Origin of the sequence: Herbidospora solisilvae (genome assembly GCF_009901565.1) — a bacterium.
GTDB lineage: Bacteria > Actinomycetota > Actinomycetes > Streptosporangiales > Streptosporangiaceae > Herbidospora > Herbidospora solisilvae.
The window spans coordinates 474,193-492,012 of sequence record NZ_WXEW01000004.1; the positions used below are offsets into that span (position 1 = coordinate 474,193).

The window sequence follows — 17,820 nt, forward strand, 5'->3', positions numbered from 1 at the left end:
GCTTTCGTCGTTGTCGGGATTCAACCCGTAATATGTCACGTTTTCGATATCACATTGGCATCGCCGCAGCGTACCGGCTAGGTCACCGTCTTCCCTGACCGGCCGTCAAGAGTGCCCGCTCCCCTATCGTGTGCCGCACAACGGCAAAGACGATGGGAGTCGGTACATGCGGGGGCGTATTCCGCTGGTCCTGCGGCGCGCGCTCAGCCAGCCGCTCCTCCTCGTCGCCGCGTTCGGTTCGATCCTGCTGGCCACCACGGCGCTCGTGGCGCTGATCATGTACGCCGTCACCGTCGCCGAGGTCGGCGTCCGCCGGACCATGGAGACGGCCCCGATCAGGACCACCTCGGCCAAGGTCACCACGCCGGTCGACGCGACGACCTTCCCCCAGCGCGACGCCCTCGTCCGGGGGCGGCTCGCCGCGACCTACGGCGACGTGCCCGCCGAGGTCACGGTCGGCATCCGGTCCGACTCCTACGCGATGCCCGGCCAGGAGAAGCGGGAGCAGCCCGAGCTGACCCGGTTCGCGACCTACGAGCAGCTCGACCGGCACGCCCAGCTCGTCGAGGGCGCCTGGCCGGCGGCCTCCACGTCCGGGGCCGTCGAGGTCGTGGTGTCGCAGCCGGCCGCCCAGACGATGAACCTGACCAGCGGCGCCACCTTCACGATCACGGGGCGGCTCGACGACAAGCCGGTCGACGTCAGGGTCAGCGGGATCTTCCGGCTCACCGACCCCTACAGCGACCGGTGGAACGGCGACGAACTGCTGCGCCGGGGATCGGAGATCCGCAACTACACGACGTACGGGCCGCTGATGGTGGCGCCGGAGACGTTCGTGCAGCGGTTCGCGACCAACGTGACGGCGACCTGGTTCGCGGTGCCCGACCTGCGGGACCTGCCGCGTGAGGAGCTGCGGCCGTTCGCCGACGCGGTGGCCGCGCTCAACGACGACCTCAAGCGCGAGTGCTCGGGCTGCGCGGCGGTCAGCAACCTGCCCGAGATGCTGGCCCAGCTCGACCAGGCCGCGCTGGTGGCCCGCTCGACGATGCTGGTGCCGGTGCTGCAGCTGCTGGTGCTGGCGGCGTACGCGCTGATGCTGACCGCGCGGCTGCTGGCCGACCACCGGCGGATGGAGGTCGCGCTGCTGCGCTCGCGCGGCGCCGGGTCGCTGCGGCTGGGGCTGCTGGCGGGGGCCGAGTCGCTGCTGGTGGCGCTGCCGTGCGCGATCGTGGCGCCGTTCCTGGCCCCGCCCGTGCTGACGCTGGTCGGGTCGCTGCCGTGGTTGCGGGCCACCGGGGTGCGGCTGACGCCCACGCCCGATCTGTCGACGTTCCTGATCTCGGCGGGGGTCGCCGTCGCGTGCGCCGTCCTGCTGGCGCTGCCGGCCTGGCGGGGGGCGCGGCGGACGTACGTCGAAGAACAGTCGGCCCGCGGGCGCGGCGAGAAGCAGGGCATCGTCCAGCGCGCCGGCGGCGACCTGGTCCTGCTGGTCGTCGCGGCGCTCGCGGTCTGGCAACTCCAGCGGTACGGCTCTCCGGTCACCTCCACGACGAGCGGCGCCCTCGGCATCGACCCGCTGATCGTGACGGGACCGGCACTGGCCCTTCTGTGCGGGGGCATGCTGGGCCTGCGGCTCGTTCCGATCGTCTCGGGCATCGCCGAGCGGTGGACGAGCCGCAGGTCCAGTCTCGCGCCGGCGCTGGGCGCCTGGCAGGTCAGCCGCCGCCCGCTGCGCTACTCGGGCCCGGTGCTGCTGCTGACGATGGCCATCGCGATCGGCGTGGTGTCGATCGCGACCGCGGCGACCTGGCGCGGGTCCCAGGAGGACCAGGCACGCCACATCGCCGCCGCCGACCTGCGGGTCGCCGGGCCGGTCGGGGACGTCGAACTCGGCCCGCTCGGCCGGGCGGGCGCCTACGCCGCGCTGCCCGGCGTCACCGGGGTCAGCCCGGTCTACCGCGGCACGGTCGAACTCGGCGGAGACGACGCGGTGTTCCTGGCCGCCGACGCCGAGCGCCTCGACGGGCTGCTGCACCTGCGTCCCGACCTGACCCCGATGACCGTGCCGGAACTCGCGGGCGAGTTGTCCTCGGCCCGCCCCGACCCCGCCTCGATCACGATCCCCGGCGAACCCGCGGCCCTGACGCTCGGCGCCCGGCTCACCCTCGGCGACCCGGCCCGCGCGGACGACTACCGGGGCATCCCGCTGCGCCTGGTGGTCCGCGACCGTCTCGGCACCCGGACCGAGGTCTGGACCCAGCTGCTCACCCCCGACGGCCGCCACCACCGGGTCACGGCCGACCTGAAGGCGCTGGGCGGGCGCTCCGGCGCCATCGCCTACCCGCTGACGATCGAGGGCGTGCTGCTCGACGTGCCGATCCCGCCCGAGGGCAGCCCGATCACGCTGACCGTCGACGCCGTCACCACCGACGCCGGGACCACGCTGGAGGCGCCCTCCTGGACGGTCGCGCAGCGCGGCAAGCAGAACCTCGACAGGCCCTCGGTCACACCCGGCGGGTTCCTGACGCTGGCGACCGGGCGGCCGGCCTCCCACCCGGCCGACGCGCCGCTCGAGTGGGAGCACATCGCGCTGCTGCCCGGACCGGCGGCCACGACCCCCCTGCCGGTCGCGGTCACCGCCGACCTCGCCGCCGGCTCGAAGCTCGTGATCGGCAAGACGACGACCATGGCGATCGACGGCACGCCGACCCCGGTGACGCCCGTCGCCGTGCTCGACGCGATGCCCGGGACCGAGGGCCGGCAGCCGGCCGTGCTGGCCGACCTGGAGACCGTCCAGGCGCGGGACCTCGCGGGGGCGTACACGCCCCATGCCGCCACGGAGTGGTGGCTCGCCGCCGACGGCCCGCGGGCCGAGGCGGAGATGCGGCGGCACATCGACTGGGACCAGACGATCGTGTCGCGGGCGGCGCTGACCCGCCAGCTCCAGGACGACCCGCTGGCCAGCGGCCTGCAGGGCGCGCTGATCCTGGGCTTCGCGGCGGCGCTGGTGTTCGCGGTGCTCGGCTTCCTCGTCAACGCGGCCGTCGCGGCGCGCGAACGCACCACCGAGTTCGCGCTGCTGCGCGCGCTCGGGGTGAGCTTCAACCAGGTCTTCGGGCTGCTCGCCGTCGAGCAGACCTTCATCATCGGGTTGTCCCTGGTGGGCGGTACGGCTCTCGCCGTCGCCGTGGCCACCCTCGTCGTGCCGCACATCGTGCTCACCGGGCAGGCGACCGCGGTGACGCCCGGGGTGCTGCTGGACATCCCGTGGGGCGCGACGGCCGCCCTGCTCGCGGCGGTGGCGCTGTTGCTGTTCGCGGTGGTCGGCGGCCTGGCCCGCACGCTCCGCCGCCAGGGTCTCGGCCGCGCACTGCGCATCGGGGAGGACTGAGTGAACGTCTGGCAGCTCGTCAAGGTGCACCGGGGCACCGCCCTGGTGCTGGCGCTGCTGAGCCTGTCGGCGTCGCTGCTGCTCGCGGTGCTGCCCCGGGGCTACGAGCGGGCCTACGACGACGCCGTCCACGGCATGCTCGGCGACGTCTCCGCCCAGACGGCCGACCTCGGCGTGACCGGGCGGCCGATCGTGTCCGAGGCGCTGCTCACCCACCCGGCCGAGTTCCGCAACCGGTACGAGGAGATCGCCAAGGGTCTTCCGGCGCAGCTGCGGAAGCTGATCGTCCCGCTCGGGCAGGGCACCTCCCACTTCGGCGCCAAGACCACCGGCACCCCGGTCAGCGACCGCATCGGCGGTTCCCGGCGGAGCAACCAGTACGTCGACTTCGCCTGGTTGCCCGACGCCGCCTCCCGGGTGAACTGGGTCAAGGGCGAACCGCCCGGTGCGTCGTCGACGCTGGCCGGGGTGCCCGGCCGGCCCGAGCTCAGGGACCTGACGGTCATCGAGATCGGCCTGGTGGCCGAGGTCGTCGACGAGATGGGCATCGACGTCGGCGCGACCCTGCTGCTCGGCAACAGCTACCCGGTCGTGGCCAGGGTCACCGGCCTCTACGAGCTCACCGACGCCGCCGAGCCCTACTGGGAGCACAACGGCGAGGTCACCCGGGTCGTCGAACGCCCCATCCCCGGCTCGACCGACACCGAGTGGCTGACCGCCGGCCTGATCAGCGACGATGGTCTCGCCAAGCTCGACGAGCGCCGCGAGGTCAGCTACTGGTGGGTCTACGGCGTCGACCGGAACCGCGTCGAGGCGGCCGTCGCCCCGGCGATGATCGCCGAGATCGCCGACTACCAGCGCTTCCTGGGCGACCTGTCGGGCGGCGGGGTGGGCAACCCGCTGGAGCTCCGCTTCCAGCTCTGGACCGGCCTCGACCGGGTGCTGGGCGACTTCCTCGTCGTGCTCCGCACCGCCCAGACCCTGCTCTACCTGCTGCTGGGCGGGCTCGCGGTGGTGGCCCTCGGGGTGCTGGCGCTGGCCGTGCAGCTGCTCACCGAGCGGATGCGCGCGGGCTTCTCGCTGGTACGCGCCCGCGGCGCCTCCCTGCCCCACGTGGTGCGGACCGGGGTGGCGGTGGTCGCGCTGGCGGTGCTGCCCGCCGCGCTGGCCGGCTACGGGCTGTCATACCTGGTGCCCGGCCCGTCGACGCCGCTCGCGCACGTCGTGCCGGTCGTGCTGAGCCTGACGACGCTGCTGTTCGCGGCCGGGCGGCTCGCGCCGGCGCACCGGCGTCCCCTCAAGGACACCCGCGCCGACCTCGTGTCGGCACGTCCGTCGCCGCGCCGCATCGCCCTGGAGTTCCTCGTGGTGCTGCTCGGCGTGGGCGGGGCCTACCTGCTGCGCACACGCGGAGTGGCGACCGAGGCGCAGGAACGGGGGGCCGACCCGCTCCTCGTGCTGGCGCCCGCCGGGCTGGCGCTGGCGGCCGGCATCCTGACGCTGCGGCTCTACCCGCTGCCGTTGAAGCTGGTCACGCGGCTGGCCGGGCGGCGTCCGGGGGCGGTCCCGTTCCTCGGCCTGACGCTGGCCGCCCGGTCGCGCGGCGGGGCGGCGCTGCCGGTGCTGATCCTGCTGCCGGCACTCGCCGTGTCGGTGTTCGGGGCGCTGGTGTCGGGCGCGATCGGCGACACCCAGAGCCGGGCCGCGTGGCGCGACGTCGGCGCGCCGGCCCGGATCGAGCGGTCCGCCGAGATCCCCGAGGACGTCGTGGCCAAGGTGGAGGCGCTGCCCGGGGTGACCTCGGTGCTGCGGGCCGGCAAGGGCAACGTCCAGGTCGGCGTCGGCGGCATGCGGGCCACGGTGCTCTCCATCGACCTGAAGGACTACCGCGAGCTCGTCGACGGCACACCCCTCACGGTGCCCGACCCGCCGCGCGGGCTCGGGGTGCCGGCGCTGGTGTCGGCGACGCTGGTGCCGTACAAGGAGATCGAGGTCGGGTGGCACACCCGGATGACGATCCGCAACATGGGGCGGCTCGACGAGCTGCCCGGACTGTCGTTCCCGGGCGAGAACCTGATCGTGATGCCGTTCGACGGGCCGAAGCGGGCCGGGCTGCGGACGTACACGAACATCCTGCTGATCGACGGCGACGTCGACCGGGCGACGCTGGAGCGCACGGTGGGCCTGGCCGACGCCGAGATCGAGACCTACGCGACCGCGCTGGACAACATCCGGGACACCCCGCTGACCGGCGCCATCACGGTCGCCTTCACGGTCGCCACCCTGGCCATGGGCTCCTACGCGCTGATCGCCGTGGTCGTGGCCCTGGTGATCGGCTCCGCCGACCGCGCCAAGGCGCTGTCGTTCCTGCGTACGCTGGGCCTGTCCCAGCAGCAGGCCCGCACGCTGACCGTGCTGGAGGTGGCCCCCCTGATCGTGCTGACCGCCGTGGCCGGCCTCGCGCTCGGCCTGGTGCTGCCCCTGGTCATCGGTCCGGGCCTCGACCTGTCGTCGTTCGCCGGGCTGGCCGTCACCGACTTCCCGCTGACCTTCACCACGCCCGCCCTGCTGGCGGCCGCCCTGACCGCCGTCTCGATCCTCGGCGCCTTCGCCCACGCGACCGCCGGCCGCCGCGTCACCACCGCACTCCGAGTGGGGGAATCCTCATGACCACACTGTCCGACCTGGAGGCCCAGGCGACCCGGCGCGCGCCCGCGTTCGGCGAGCACGCCCACATCCTGTGCGACAACCTGGTCCGCATCTACAAGACCGAGGGTGTCGAAGTGGTCGCCCTGCAGGGCCTCGACCTGCTGATCGAGAAGGGCGAGCTGATCGCGATCGTCGGCGCGTCGGGCTCGGGCAAGTCGACCCTGCTGAACGTCCTGTCGGGCCTGGACGTCCCGACCGCCGGCCTGGCCCGCGTCGCCGGGATGGACCTGCTGTCGATGACGGCCAAAGACCGCCTGCGCTACCGCCGGTCGGTGGTCGGCTTCATCTGGCAGCAGACGGCCAGGAACCTGCTCCCCTACCTGACGGCACGCGAGAACGTGCTGCTCCCGATGAAGCTCGCCGGGCAGAAGGCCGCCCCCGGCAGGGCCGACGACCTGCTCGAACTCCTCGGCGTCGCCGACTGCGCCCCACGGCGGCCCGGCCAGATGTCCGGCGGCGAGCAGCAGCGCGTGGCCATCGCCGTCGCCCTGGCCAACTCCCCCGAGGTGATCCTGGCCGACGAGCCGACGGGCGAACTCGACAGCGACACCTCCGAAGAGGTCTTCGGCGCGCTGCGACGGGCCAACCGGGAACTCGGCGTGACGGCGGTGATCGTCACCCACGACCCCCTGGTTTCGGAGCAGGTCGACCGGACCGTCGGCATCCGCGACGGCCGCACCTCCAGCGAGACCCTGCGGCGCACCTCCGAGGACGGCGACGTGATCGCCGAGGAGTACGCCGTGCTCGACCGGGTGGGGCGGCTGCAACTGCCGCGCGACTTCATGAACGCGCTGGAGATGGAACGGCGTGTACGTCTCGAACTCGAACGCGACCACATCGGGGTGTGGCCGGCCGGCGCTGGTGAGGAGAACGGGGAATGAGCGCACCGCTTGTCGTGGTGGAAGGTCTGCGGAAGGTCTATCCGCGTGGCGTGGAGGCGTTGCGGGGGGTGTCCTTCACCGCCTCCCCCGGCGAACTGATCGCCATCCGCGGTCGGTCGGGGTCGGGCAAGACGACCCTGCTCAACCTGCTCGGCGGGCTCGACGCGCCCACCGAGGGCCGGGTCTTCGTCGACGGGAAGGAGGTCACGGCCCTGCCCGAGGCGGGCCTCCTGGAGCTGCGGCGGGACGTGATCGGGTTCGTGTTCCAGTCGTTCGGGCTGATCCCCGTGCTCTCCGCAGCCGAGAACGTGGGGGTGCCGATGCGGCTGAGCCGGACGGCGCCCGCGGAGCGGGACGAACGGGTCAGGGCGCTGCTGGCGCTGGTCGGACTGGAGCAGCACGCCAACCAGCGGCCTTACGAGCTGTCCGGGGGGCAGCAGCAGCGGGTGGCGATCGCGCGGTCGCTGGCGAACCGGCCGAAGCTGCTGATCGCCGACGAGCCTACGGGGCAGCTCGACTCGCAGACGGCGCGGCAGATCATGCAACTGCTGCGGGCGCTGGTGCGGAGCGAGGGTGTCACCGCGGTGGTGGCCACGCACGACCCGAGTCTGATCACGCTGGCGGATCGGGTGCTGGAGCTGCGGGACGGGGTTTTCCTGGAGGCCGAGACGTCGGCGGCCTGAGGGCTGGCGGGCGGGCGAGATACCGGCGAGGGCTGGGCGTATCGGTCGCTCACGACCAATGCGATGCCTCGCCACGTCGGTCACCCCATCTCAGGAACGGTGGTCACGTGACCGCCGGTCAGGCCTGGGTCCTCACTGCGACCGGCCTCACCCCGCTCGGCGCGGACGGGTGAGCCATACGCTCATGAGTCGGATGTCGGCGTCTGTCATGCCGTCGCGGGGACACACCTGGTGGAGCAGAGCCGGGGCGGGGTGATGCCGGGCCACCCAGCGGCGGTCGATGTCCGTCATTTCGTCATCCGCCCAGATGAAGGGGCGATCTGCCGCCCACTCCACGAGGTGGCGTGTCTTCCAGTGGAGTTCGCCCTGCTCGTCGGCGTCGGGCCAGTCGACGTAGGGCAGGTCGGGCAGGCCGAGGATCGGCGCGATGACGTCGTTGGCGTGGGACGCCCAGGTGGTCGCCCAGACGAGTTCACAGGGCAGCGCCGCGAGCTTGGGACCGAGCGCCGGGTCGACGCGGGCGAGCAACGGGTTCTCCCGTGACGACGCGTGGGAGTTGCGGGTGGAGTGGTGACCGCCGAAGGGGATGACGGGGCCGTCGACGTCCAGGAACAGAATCGGGAGATCGGCGGGCATTGGTGGAGCATAAGCGGCATCCGGCTGGAGGTCGGCGCACTTGTGCACTTGACCACGCCGGGAGTCAGCGGCCGTTTCGGCTGCGGACGATCGTCTGGACGGTGTTCTCCAGGGCGTAGGCCGCGTCGGTGCCGCCACCCTTGACCTGTTCGTCGGCCGTCGCCACCGCCTGGATCGCGCGGGCCAGGCCCTCGGGGCCCCAGCCGTTGAGCTGGCGGCGGGCGTTGCGGATCTTCCAGGGGGGCATGCCCAGCCGCCCGGCGAGCTGGTTCTCGTTGGCGTTCCTCGGCGCGCCCGACACCTTGGCGAGACTGCGCAGGCCGCCCGCCAGGGCGCTGACGATCAGGACGGGGGCCACGCCGGTCGACAGGGCCCAGCGGAGTTGTTCCAGGGCTTCGGCGAGTTTGCCCTCGACGGCCATGTCGGCCACGTTGAAGCCGCTCACCTCGGCCCGGCCGCGGTGGTAGCGGGCCACGGCGGCCTCGCCGACCGTCTTCTCCTGGGTGTCGAACGCGAGCTGGCTGCAGGCCGCCGCCAGCTCGCGCAGGTCGCTCCCGACCGCGTCGAGCAGGGCGTGGGCGGCGGCGGGCGCGATCGTACGGCCGAGACCGCGGAACTCGTTGCGGATGAAGTCGATGCGTTCGCCCGCCTTGGTGAGCTTGGCGACCGTGACCACCTGCGCGCCGGCCTTCTTGAGCCCGTCGACCAGGGCCTTGCCCTTCACGCCGCCCGGGTGGACGAGCACGAGGGTCACGTCGTCGGACGGATGGGCGGCGTACTTCACCGTCTCCGTGATGACGTCTTTCGTCAGGTCCTGGGCGTTGCGCACCACCACGACCGACCGGTCGCCGAAGAGGGAGGGCGACATCAGCCGGGTCAGCTCGCCGGGCTCGACCTTCCCCCCGACGAGGTCGTGGACTTCGGCGGTGGGCTCCTCGGCGCGTACGGAGGAGACCACCGACGCGACCGCCCGGTCGGCGAGCAGTTCCTCGTCACCCGACACGAGCGTCACCGGCGCGGCGTTCCCCATCCCGGCAGCATGCCACATCACGGCCCCCGCGCGACCACGGCCAGCACGCCCTCCCTGGCCACGACCGCGATGTCGCCCTGTACGTCGGTGCGGTGGATCCGGGCCCCGAGCATGGTGAGCGTGGCGAGGGTCGAGTCGGCCGGATGGCCGTAGTCGTTCCCGGCGCCCACGCTGATCAGGGCCAGCCGTGAACGTGCGGCGGCCAGGAAGGCGGGGTCCTGCCGCGCGCTGCCGTGGTGGGGGACCTTGAGGATGTCGGCCTGCGGGAGAGTGCGTACGAGAGCGGACTCCGCCTCGGTCTCCAGGTCGCCCGCGAGCAGCGCGGAGGTGCCCGGCCACTTGGCGTGCAGCACCACACTGGCGTTGTTCAGCACCGACCCCTCGCCGGCGCCCTTGGACGGCGCGTCCGGCGCGGGCGCGACGACGGTGAGGACGAGATCGCCGAACCTCCAGGTGGTACCGGGCGTGACGACCCATTCGGGGATGCGCCGCGCGGCCAGCTCGGGACTGACGACCCGCTTCGGGCTGACCACGACCGCACCGACCGGCCGGTCCCGCAACACCCCGGTGAGCCCGCCGGTGTGGTCGGCGTGCGGGTGGGTCAGCACGAGCAGCGGCACCGCGTCGACGTCCAGGCGGTCGAGACAGGCGTCCACGAGATCGGGTTCGGGCCCGGTGTCGACGACGACCCCCTTCCCCTCCCCGGCGTGCAGCACGATCGCGTCACCCTGCCCGACGTCGCACATCACCATGAACCACCCACTGGGCGGCCAGCCGGACACCACCGGCCCCGCCACGAGCGTCGCGACCAGCACCCCGCCCGCGACGGCGAGACTCACGCGCCTGGCCCCCCGATGCCAGAGGGCGATCCCCAGCGGTACGAGCAGCGCCACCCCCAGCAGACCACCGGGCCACCCGATGGTCGCGGCCGGTACGTCGGCCGCCCGGTCGGCGACCAGGATGATCCACCCGACGGCCAGTCCCGCCGGCCGGGTGACCAGCTGGGCGACGTCCATGCTGATCGGGGCCGTGACCGCCGCGAGGAAGCCGATGATCGTGGCCGGCGCGACGGCGGGACCGGCCAGCAGGTTGGCGGGGATGGCGACGAGCCCGATCTCCCCCGACATGAGCACGAGGATCGGCGTGACCGCGACCTGCGCCGCCGCCGGCACCGCGATCGCCTCGGCGCACCAGAGGGGCATCCTCGTGGCCATACGATCCCGCCAGTACGGGGCCAGCAGGATGATCCCGGCGGTCGCCGAGACGGAGAGGGCGAAGCCGAACTCCCTGGCGAGACCGGGATTGAACAGCAGCAACAGCAGGACGGCCACCGACAGGGCGGACACGCCGTCCTTCTGCCGGCCGGCGCCGAGGGCGAGCGCGGCGACGGTACCCATGACGAGGGCCCGCAGCACGCTGGGCGAGAAACGGGCGACGAACGCGAACGCGACCATGGCGACCACCACGAGCACGGCCCGCCAGACGAGGGTGAGACCTACGAGCCGCCCGAGGAGCAGGACGGCGCCGCCGATAATTGCGAGGTTGGCCCCGCTGACTGCCGTCAAATGGGAGAGACCGGCGGTCTTGAAGTCGGCTTTGACGTCTTCACTCAGGTTGGTGACGTCGCCGACGACCAGGCCGGGGAGGAGTCCGCGTTCGGCGGGGGCCAGGACGGAGCTGGCCTCTCTCAGACCGGACCTGATGGCGCCCGCCATGCCGTGGGACGTCGACGGCGGGGTGAGGACCACCGGGTCGCCTCGGGCCATGAAGACGGCGGCGAGCAGTTCTCCGGGTTCCGCTACGCCTAGACGGCCGGAGACTTTGACGTGGTGGCTGGGGAGAAGGGTGGGCCAGGTGTCGCCTCGGGCGAAGACGAGGACGGGGGCGTCGAGCCTCAGCTGATTGACGGCGATGATGCGGGCCTCGACGAAGACGAGCTCGCCCTTGACCCTTGGGTCGGCGGAGACGACGAGTTCGGCTGAGACGGTGGCGTTCCTTTTCGCCATCTCCGCCAGCGGGCCTGACGTGACGCCGTGGACTTTGAGGCCGACCACGACCGAGACGGCGCAACCCGCGATGGCGACCGCGACAAGGATCCGCTTCCTGGAGAGGGCGATCAGAACGAAGATTCCGGCGGTGAGGAAGGAGGCCCAGGCGGGGAGGCCGATGAGGAGGAGCGCGGCGAGCCATGCCGCTATGGCGGGGATGACCAGCTCGACGGAGTGGCCTTGCCAGACGTTGGCGGGTGGGGTGAGGAGTTCGTCGTCGCCTCTTGGGCGTTTGGGGCGGTAGCGGTCGGATCGCTGCTGGATTCGCGCTTTGACCCTTTCACGCAGGTCGACGGCCCTGCGGGGGCGCGGGCGGCTGCTCATACGAAGCCGACCTGTCGTGAGAACCGGCCACCGGCCCAACAGGCTGCGACTTCAGCGAGAAGCCCGGTAAAACCGGCCTTTTGCGGGAACCAGCCAACGGCCGAACAAACCACAGGTCCCGCATGAGTTGGGCCGGCACTGCCCTCGCGGGGGAACCAGCCACCGACCCCACGCGCTACGGCTTCAACACCAAACGGGCCAAAAGCAACCCCGTGCAGAAACAAGGCACCCGCCGAACGGACTGCGGGTCCCTCATTGACCAGGCCGAAACCGAGCTCTTGCAGGAACCGTCTACAGACCCGACAGGCCTCAGGTCCAACATGAAAAGGACCGATCTCTTGCCGAAACCTCTCAGGCAACGAGAAGGGCATTGAACTCAACCCGCCGATCCCCTCAAACCGGCAACTCACTGGAGACTCCTTCATCGAGGCCTCGGCCCACCGCTCATGAATGGTCGGACCTCATAGGGAGTTGCCAGCCCCGCAGTTCGTCAATGACGACATTCCGCCAAACATTCGTCGTACCGGAAGTCGGAAGCGTCACAACGTGACCTGGTCTTTCAAATCGGCGAACTTGGCCTCGCCGATTCCCTCGACCTCCCGTAGCTGCTCGATGCTCTGGAATCCCCCATTGGTGTCGCGGTATTCGACGATCCGCTGCGCCAGCACCTCTCCCACGCCGGGCAACTGGTCGAGTTGTTCGACGGTCGCCGAGTTGAGACTGACCACACCCGACTCCGCGACCCCGGGCGGCGGGGCCACCGACCCAGGTTCACCGACCGCGATCTGCTCTCCGTCGATCACCCGTCGGGCGAGGTTGAGCCCTCCCGGCTCGGCGCCCTGCTTGAGCCCACCCGCCGCCATGATCGCGTCGACCACACGCGACCCCAACGGCAGCGCGATCACGCCAGGGCGTTTGACCTTGCCCGTCACGTAAACCGTCACCTCAGCGACGGCAGCCGATGGCACCGGACTGGGCGCGACGGGCGACCCCGCCACCGGGGCGGGCGGCGCCAACGGTTCCTCACGTGGACGTGTCCAGATCGCGATCGCCACGGCGACCAGAGCCGCCACGATCCCCACCACGATCAGCCCTTTGATGCCCCGCCGCCCGGGATCGAGTGGACCGTCGAGGTCGTCGGCCAGTTCGTCCTCGTCGAGAAGCGGCCATTTGGGCAAGGGTGGCGCCTTTCCGAACGAGGGAGGTACGCCACCGGGTGAGAGAGGAGCGCCGAACTGAGAGTCGGACTCGGCCAGGTAGGGATCACGCCCTCTGGGACGTACCGGCCTCGCCGAACGTGAATCCGACTGCACCGGATACTTCGGCGGCGAATGACCAACCCCGAACGAAGGAGACTCCCCAATCTGCTCGGCCTGAGCGCTACGCGAGGAAGGCGCACGCTCCTGCGAATCAACCTGGTAAGGGTCACCTCTTCCCGTCAGCCGGGAATCAGAATGAACCGGATACCTCGGCGGTGAATGACCATCGCCGAGCGGAGGAGGATCGCTCATCCCGCCAGGCCGAGCGCTACGCGAGGAAGGCGCACGCTCCCGCGAATCGGCCTGATAAGGGTGAGCGCCTCCCGTCGACCCGGCAGCAGATTGCACCGGATACTTCAGCTGCGAATGATCAGCCCTGGACGAGCGAGATTCGCCAATCTGATAGGACGGACCACCACCACCCAAGGGAGACGCATGCTCCCCCGAATCGGCCTGATAGGGGTCAGCGCCTCCAGTCGGCCGGGAACTCGACCGCACCGGATACTTCGGCTGCGGAAGACCGTCCTCGAATGGAGGATGAGCACTGATCTGATCAGGCGCAGCGCCAGAAGACGACGGTGGCGCACTATCCCGCCGATCCGCTGATGGCTCGGCCTGATAGGGGTCACGCCCTCGGAGGCCTAACGGCCCCTCCGGTTGGACGCCCGGCCGCACCGCAGACTTCGGCTGAGGCTGTACCGCCCCAAACGAGGGCGGAGGCCGATCGACGATCTGATTGAGACGCGCCTGCGCCACGGCTTGGTGACTTTCCCGCTCCCTGCTACGCACCCGGAGAAGGTAAAGCCTCACGCGATGATCCCGCCGACCCAGAATGCGATTCTGTGGATAAACCGCCGAGAACAAAAACCGGAATCCGCAGCAATCCAGACTTAACGCTCCAGTTTTCCCCACCTGTGATTCCACACAGAAATCACCACAGCCGTCGAAAGCCGGGCGCGAGCTCCGCGCGACCACAATCTTCTGACGAGCCCGCCAAAGGAACCGCAACGTATCAACCGAGCGTGCGCGGCAGGCGACACCGACTTTGCCCGCCTCCCCCTTCACACCGCCGGCGGGGAACTGACGCCCCGGCAGGAGCGCGAGTGGTCACCGTAGAACCAGCCGCATCCCACACCAGGCCACACCGAGTTTTGTCGGTGACCCGGCCTAGTGTGGACGCGCACCAAACCGAGCCCCTCCCCAAGACACCGCCGGCTCACCCCCACCGTGTGCGCGTCACCGTTCATACGGCCCACCAGGAGGTCCTCATGACGAGCCTGCCCAACCGCCCGAACACCGCACTGCTCGTCATCGACGTGCAGAACGAAGTGGTCGAGGGCGCACTCCGCCGCGACGAGGTGGTCGCCAACATCAACACCCTCATCGGCAAGGCCCGCGCCGAGAAGGTCCCCGTCGTCTGGGTCCAGCACTCCGACGACGGCCTCAAATACGGCAGCGAGAACTGGCAGTACGTCCCCGAGCTGACCCGGGAAGACCCTGAGCCCCTGGTCCACAAGCTCTACGGGGACTCGTTCGAGGACACCGACCTCGAGAGCCTGCTCGCCGAACGCGGCGTGGGCCGCCTGATCGTCACGGGCGCCCAGACGGACGCGTGCATCCGGTCGACCCTGCACGGCGCCTTCACCCGCGGCTACGACGTCACCCTCGTCGGCGACGCCCACACCACCGAAGACCTCACCGCCTACGGCGCTCCGCCGGTCGACCAGGTCATCGCTCACACGAACCTGTACTGGAAGTTCCAGACCGCCCCCGGCCGCGAGGCGAACGTCGTCTACACCGGCGACGTGACCTTCGCTTAGCCGGAGAAGAACAGCTCGCCACAAAGAGACGGCAGCAGCGTCACAACCCAAGGGGCACGCATACCGGGGAGCACGCCAACCACCTCCCAAGGTCATCGGCGTAGCATCCAGCGTCCGCAAGGAGGAATCCGGGTTCTCCTCGGAATGAGATAGACCTCTATGGAGCCTCCGCATGTGGGCAACGCATCCGCTCTTCATCCTGCCCGGGTTTCCGGTGCAGCCGCGATGCCGACGGTGATTCCCGCCCGTGGCGTGAAGCGACATTCGGCCCACCTGGGAAGGTCCCCCACGCCGGGTGCACGTCCGGCGCGAAACGACACTCGGCCCGTCCGGGAAGGTCCCCACGTGGGGTCCATGGCAGGCGTGAAACGACACTCGGCCTCCCCAGAAGGGTCCCCATGCGGGGTGCATGTCAGGCGCGAAACGACACACGGCCCGCCCGGGAAGCTCCCCACGCCGAGTACACGTCAGGCGTGAAACGACACTCGGCACGCCTGGACAGGTCCCCCATGTCGGGTGCGTCTCGGCGGGCTCAAACAGTTCCGGGCCGTGTCCACCCGCCAGGACAAACCCGGCACATCTTCCTCGGCACGGCAACCATCGTGCCCCTGATCAGCCGGCTCCGCACAAGATCAAGCGAACACGCCCCAGGACGTCCACCCCGGCAACGACCAGCCCACTACCGCAATACCCTCAGTCCCCGAGACCCGACGGTGCCACCGTAACCCCCACCACCCCAGGCCCCGTATGCGCCCCGATGGCCGCCCCGATCTCCCCCACCCAAACCCCCGCCACCTTCGGCACCCGCCCCCGCAACCGCTCCACCAACCCGGCGGCCCGTTCAGCAGCCCCCATATGCTGCACCCCCAGGTTCACCACCTCATCCCCCGCGGCGACAACCGCCAGATCCTCCAACCGGGAAAGCGCCCGAGAAGAAGTCCGCACCTTCTCCAAAACCGACACCGTCCCACCACTGACATGCAGAAGAGGCTTAACAGAAAGCGCACTCCCCAACAGCCCCGCAGCAACCCCGATCCGCCCACTCCTCCGCAGATACTCCAACGAATCCACGTAAAAGAACGAGAACGTCCCCCCGGCGCACCGCCGCGCCGCCGAAGCGACAGAAAAAAGCGGCTCCCCCAGAGAAGCGGAAACCCCCGCCGCGAGAACGGCGAACCCGAGCCCCATCCCCACCGACCGGCTGTCGACGATCTCGACGGGAACGGGAGCCGACTGGGCCGCGAGACGGGCCACGTCCACCGTTCCCGACATCGCCCCCGACAGGTGGACCGACACCACTCCGGTCGCCCCGTCAGCGGCGGCGGCCTCGTAGACGTCCGCGAACCGCTCAGGCGACGGCCGGGAGGTCGTCACCTTCGACGACACCCGCAGCGCCGACGACACGGCCTCAGCGGAGATCTGGGATCCGTCCAGGAACTCGCGGTCGCCGACGACGACGGTCACCGGGACCACGGTGATCCCGTACCGCGACGCCTCGTCGGGAGGAAGGTAGGCGGTCGAGTCGGTGACGACGGCGACCGGCATCTACTGCACGGGCGTGCCGCCGCGCCAGACGCGGCGGGGCTTGAGGCCGAAGGCCCAGGCGAAGGCGCCTTCGTGGTCGGCGTCCCACTGGACGATGTCGGCCAGGCGGCCGGGGGCGAGGATACCGCGGTCGGGGGCGCCGAGGACCTGGGCGCCGCCCAGGGTGGCGGCGCGGAGGGCGTCGCCGACGCTCATGCCGAAGGCGGCGACGGCGAGGCTGATGACCAGGGACATCGAGGTGATGCCGCAGTGGCCGGGGTTGTGGTCGCTGCCGAGGGCGACGGGCACGTGCTGCGACAGCAGGCGGCGGACCGGGGGCAGGGAGCCCTGCTGGAGGGCGGTGCCGGGGCAGACGACCGCGGGCACGCCGTAGCGAGCCATCAGCGCGATGTCCTCGTCGGTCACGTGGTGGAGCAGGTCGGCCGACGCGCAGCCCATCTCGGCCGCGAGTTGCACCGCGCCGCGCTTGGCGTAGGCGCCGGCGTGGACGCGGGGCAGCAGGCCGACGTTGCGTCCCGACGCGAGGACCCAGCGGGCCTCCTCGGCGGAGAAGTGGCCGTCGTCGCAGTAGACGTCGACGGAGTCGGCGCCGGCCGCCGCGGCGTCGGCGCACCAGGCCGCGACGGCCTCGACGTAGTCGCGCTGGCGGCCGAAGTACTCCGGCGGGACCACGTGGGCGGCCATGAAGGTCACGTGGACGCGCGGCATCATCGGTTCCTTCTCCAGTTCACGGAGAAGGCGCACGTCGGCGAGTTCGCCGTCGCGCGTCAGGTGGTAGCCCGTCTTCGCCTCGACGGTGGTGGTGCCGCTGAGGAGCCACTCGCGCAGGCGTTCGCGGACGCCGTTGCACAACGTCCAGGGGTCGGTGCCGCGCGTCACGGTGACGGTGGAGCCGATGCCGCCGCCCGCGGCGGTGATGGCCGAGGCGGTCGAGCCGCCCGAGCGCATCGCCAGCTCGGCGTAGCGGTTGCCGGCGTACACCGGATGGGTGTGGGCGTCGATGAGGCCGGGGGTCACCAGGGCCCCGCCCAGGTTCTCCACGTGGTCGACGTCGGTGATGTCGTCGACGACGCCGGGGACCGACTGCGGCAGGTCGGCCGCGCGGCCGACCCAGGCGATGCGGTCGTTGTGGACGAGAATCGAGGCGTTGCTGCAGACATCGTGGCCGGTCCAGAGGCGGCCGATGTTCGTGAGCAGCCTAACGGTCATCCGACCACCACCAATGAGGACGCCAATGTCGTCACCACCGGTGGACCCGCCGGGTCCGCTCCGTGTCCGGACGTCATTGGGGGGTCTCCTGCTCTCATCGCGCACCGGGTTGTGCGATGGACCGATCGCCGGGGATCGCCTCGGCGATTTCAGTCCAGTTACGTTATTTCACAGGTCGCCTCGCTGTACAGGGTTATTGAGAAGAACGCCGGTTCGCCTCCTGGGCATCCGGTTGGCCCGTCCTGCTCTCCTGTCACGCCCGAGCCCATTCCCCCAGGTTGGGCT

The 17,820-nt window shown here is 70.9% G+C and carries 11 protein-coding genes; 5 read left to right on the forward strand and 6 right to left on the reverse strand.

Annotation, left to right across the window (positions count from 1 at the left end):
• The first annotated feature begins 166 nt into the window (after window positions 1-166).
• From GT755_RS15615 to GT755_RS15630, 4 genes are read left to right on the forward strand one after another with little or no spacing between them, the layout of a single operon-like run.
• On the forward strand, window positions 167-3,391 hold the full coding sequence (locus tag GT755_RS15615; protein ID WP_161480418.1) for an FtsX-like permease family protein: 3,225 nt from the start codon (window positions 167-169) through the stop codon (window positions 3,389-3,391).
• Complete coding sequence (locus GT755_RS15620) at window positions 3,392-6,061, forward strand: ABC transporter permease family protein (protein ID WP_161480419.1); 2,670 nt, start codon at window positions 3,392-3,394, stop codon at window positions 6,059-6,061.
• Window positions 6,058-6,981 carry an ABC transporter ATP-binding protein gene (locus GT755_RS15625; RefSeq protein ID WP_161480420.1) on the forward strand — a complete coding sequence of 308 codons (924 nt, stop codon included), beginning with the start codon at window positions 6,058-6,060 and terminating at the stop codon, window positions 6,979-6,981. The genes GT755_RS15620 and GT755_RS15625 overlap by 4 nt, the downstream gene beginning before the upstream one ends.
• Window positions 6,978-7,664, forward strand: a complete 687-nt coding sequence (locus GT755_RS15630) for an ABC transporter ATP-binding protein (protein WP_161480421.1) — start codon at window positions 6,978-6,980, stop codon at window positions 7,662-7,664. Before GT755_RS15625 ends, GT755_RS15630 begins: the two co-directional genes overlap by 4 nt.
• Window positions 7,665-7,811: 147 nt before the next feature.
• On the opposite strand, the gene GT755_RS15635 is transcribed toward GT755_RS15630, so the two are convergent.
• The 4 genes from GT755_RS15635 to GT755_RS15650 all read right to left on the reverse strand — a co-directional run bounded on the left by GT755_RS15635 (window position 7,812) and on the right by GT755_RS15650 (window position 12,880).
• Window positions 7,812-8,300 carry an HAD domain-containing protein gene (locus tag GT755_RS15635; protein WP_161480422.1) on the reverse strand — a complete coding sequence of 163 codons (489 nt, stop codon included), beginning with the start codon at window positions 8,298-8,300 and terminating at the stop codon, window positions 7,812-7,814.
• Between the two features lie 64 nt (window positions 8,301-8,364).
• Window positions 8,365-9,330 carry a DNA polymerase III subunit delta gene (gene holA / locus GT755_RS15640; protein WP_161480423.1) on the reverse strand — a complete coding sequence of 322 codons (966 nt, stop codon included), beginning with the start codon at window positions 9,328-9,330 and terminating at the stop codon, window positions 8,365-8,367.
• A 17-nt stretch (window positions 9,331-9,347) separates the two neighbouring features.
• Window positions 9,348-11,702, reverse strand: coding sequence for a DNA internalization-related competence protein ComEC/Rec2 (locus GT755_RS15645; RefSeq protein WP_161480424.1), 2,355 nt, complete (start codon window positions 11,700-11,702; stop codon window positions 9,348-9,350).
• Window positions 11,703-12,241: 539 nt separating this feature from the next.
• Window positions 12,242-12,880, reverse strand: coding sequence for a ComEA family DNA-binding protein (locus GT755_RS15650; protein WP_235966695.1), 639 nt, complete (start codon window positions 12,878-12,880; stop codon window positions 12,242-12,244).
• Window positions 12,881-14,229: 1,349 nt separating this feature from the next.
• On the opposite strand from GT755_RS15650, the gene GT755_RS15655 reads away from it, so the two are divergent.
• Window positions 14,230-14,781, forward strand: coding sequence for a cysteine hydrolase family protein (locus GT755_RS15655; protein ID WP_161480426.1), 552 nt, complete (start codon window positions 14,230-14,232; stop codon window positions 14,779-14,781).
• 693 nt (window positions 14,782-15,474) lie between these two features.
• On the opposite strand, the gene GT755_RS15660 is transcribed toward GT755_RS15655, so the two are convergent.
• Both GT755_RS15660 and hutI read right to left on the reverse strand, forming a co-directional pair.
• Window positions 15,475-16,326: a DegV family protein gene (locus tag GT755_RS15660; RefSeq protein WP_161480427.1), complete on the reverse strand. Its 852-nt coding sequence runs from the start codon at window positions 16,324-16,326 to the stop codon at window positions 15,475-15,477.
• The gene (gene hutI / locus GT755_RS15665; RefSeq protein WP_161480428.1) at window positions 16,327-17,535 is read right to left on the reverse strand and encodes an imidazolonepropionase; all 1,209 of its coding nucleotides are present in this window, start codon (window positions 17,533-17,535) and stop codon (window positions 16,327-16,329) included.
• Between the last annotated feature and the right edge of the window lie 285 nt (window positions 17,536-17,820).

Bases quoted from the DNA above. Each gene is read 5' to 3' on its own strand.
- GT755_RS15655 (WP_161480426.1), top strand. From the start codon at position 14,230: ATGACGAGCCTGCCCAACCGCCCGAACACCGCACTGCTCGTCATCGAC.
- GT755_RS15625 (WP_161480420.1), top strand. From the start codon at position 6,058: ATGACCACACTGTCCGACCTGGAGGCCCAGGCGACCCGGCGCGCGCCC.
- GT755_RS15635 (WP_161480422.1), bottom strand. From the start codon at position 8,300: ATGCCCGCCGATCTCCCGATTCTGTTCCTGGACGTCGACGGCCCCGTC.
- GT755_RS15660 (WP_161480427.1), bottom strand. From the start codon at position 16,326: ATGCCGGTCGCCGTCGTCACCGACTCGACCGCCTACCTTCCTCCCGAC.
- GT755_RS15615 (WP_161480418.1), top strand. From the start codon at position 167: ATGCGGGGGCGTATTCCGCTGGTCCTGCGGCGCGCGCTCAGCCAGCCG.
- holA (WP_161480423.1), bottom strand. From the start codon at position 9,330: ATGGGGAACGCCGCGCCGGTGACGCTCGTGTCGGGTGACGAGGAACTG.
- hutI (WP_161480428.1), bottom strand. From the start codon at position 17,535: ATGACCGTTAGGCTGCTCACGAACATCGGCCGCCTCTGGACCGGCCAC.
- GT755_RS15645 (WP_161480424.1), bottom strand. From the start codon at position 11,702: ATGAGCAGCCGCCCGCGCCCCCGCAGGGCCGTCGACCTGCGTGAAAGG.
- GT755_RS15630 (WP_161480421.1), top strand. From the start codon at position 6,978: ATGAGCGCACCGCTTGTCGTGGTGGAAGGTCTGCGGAAGGTCTATCCG.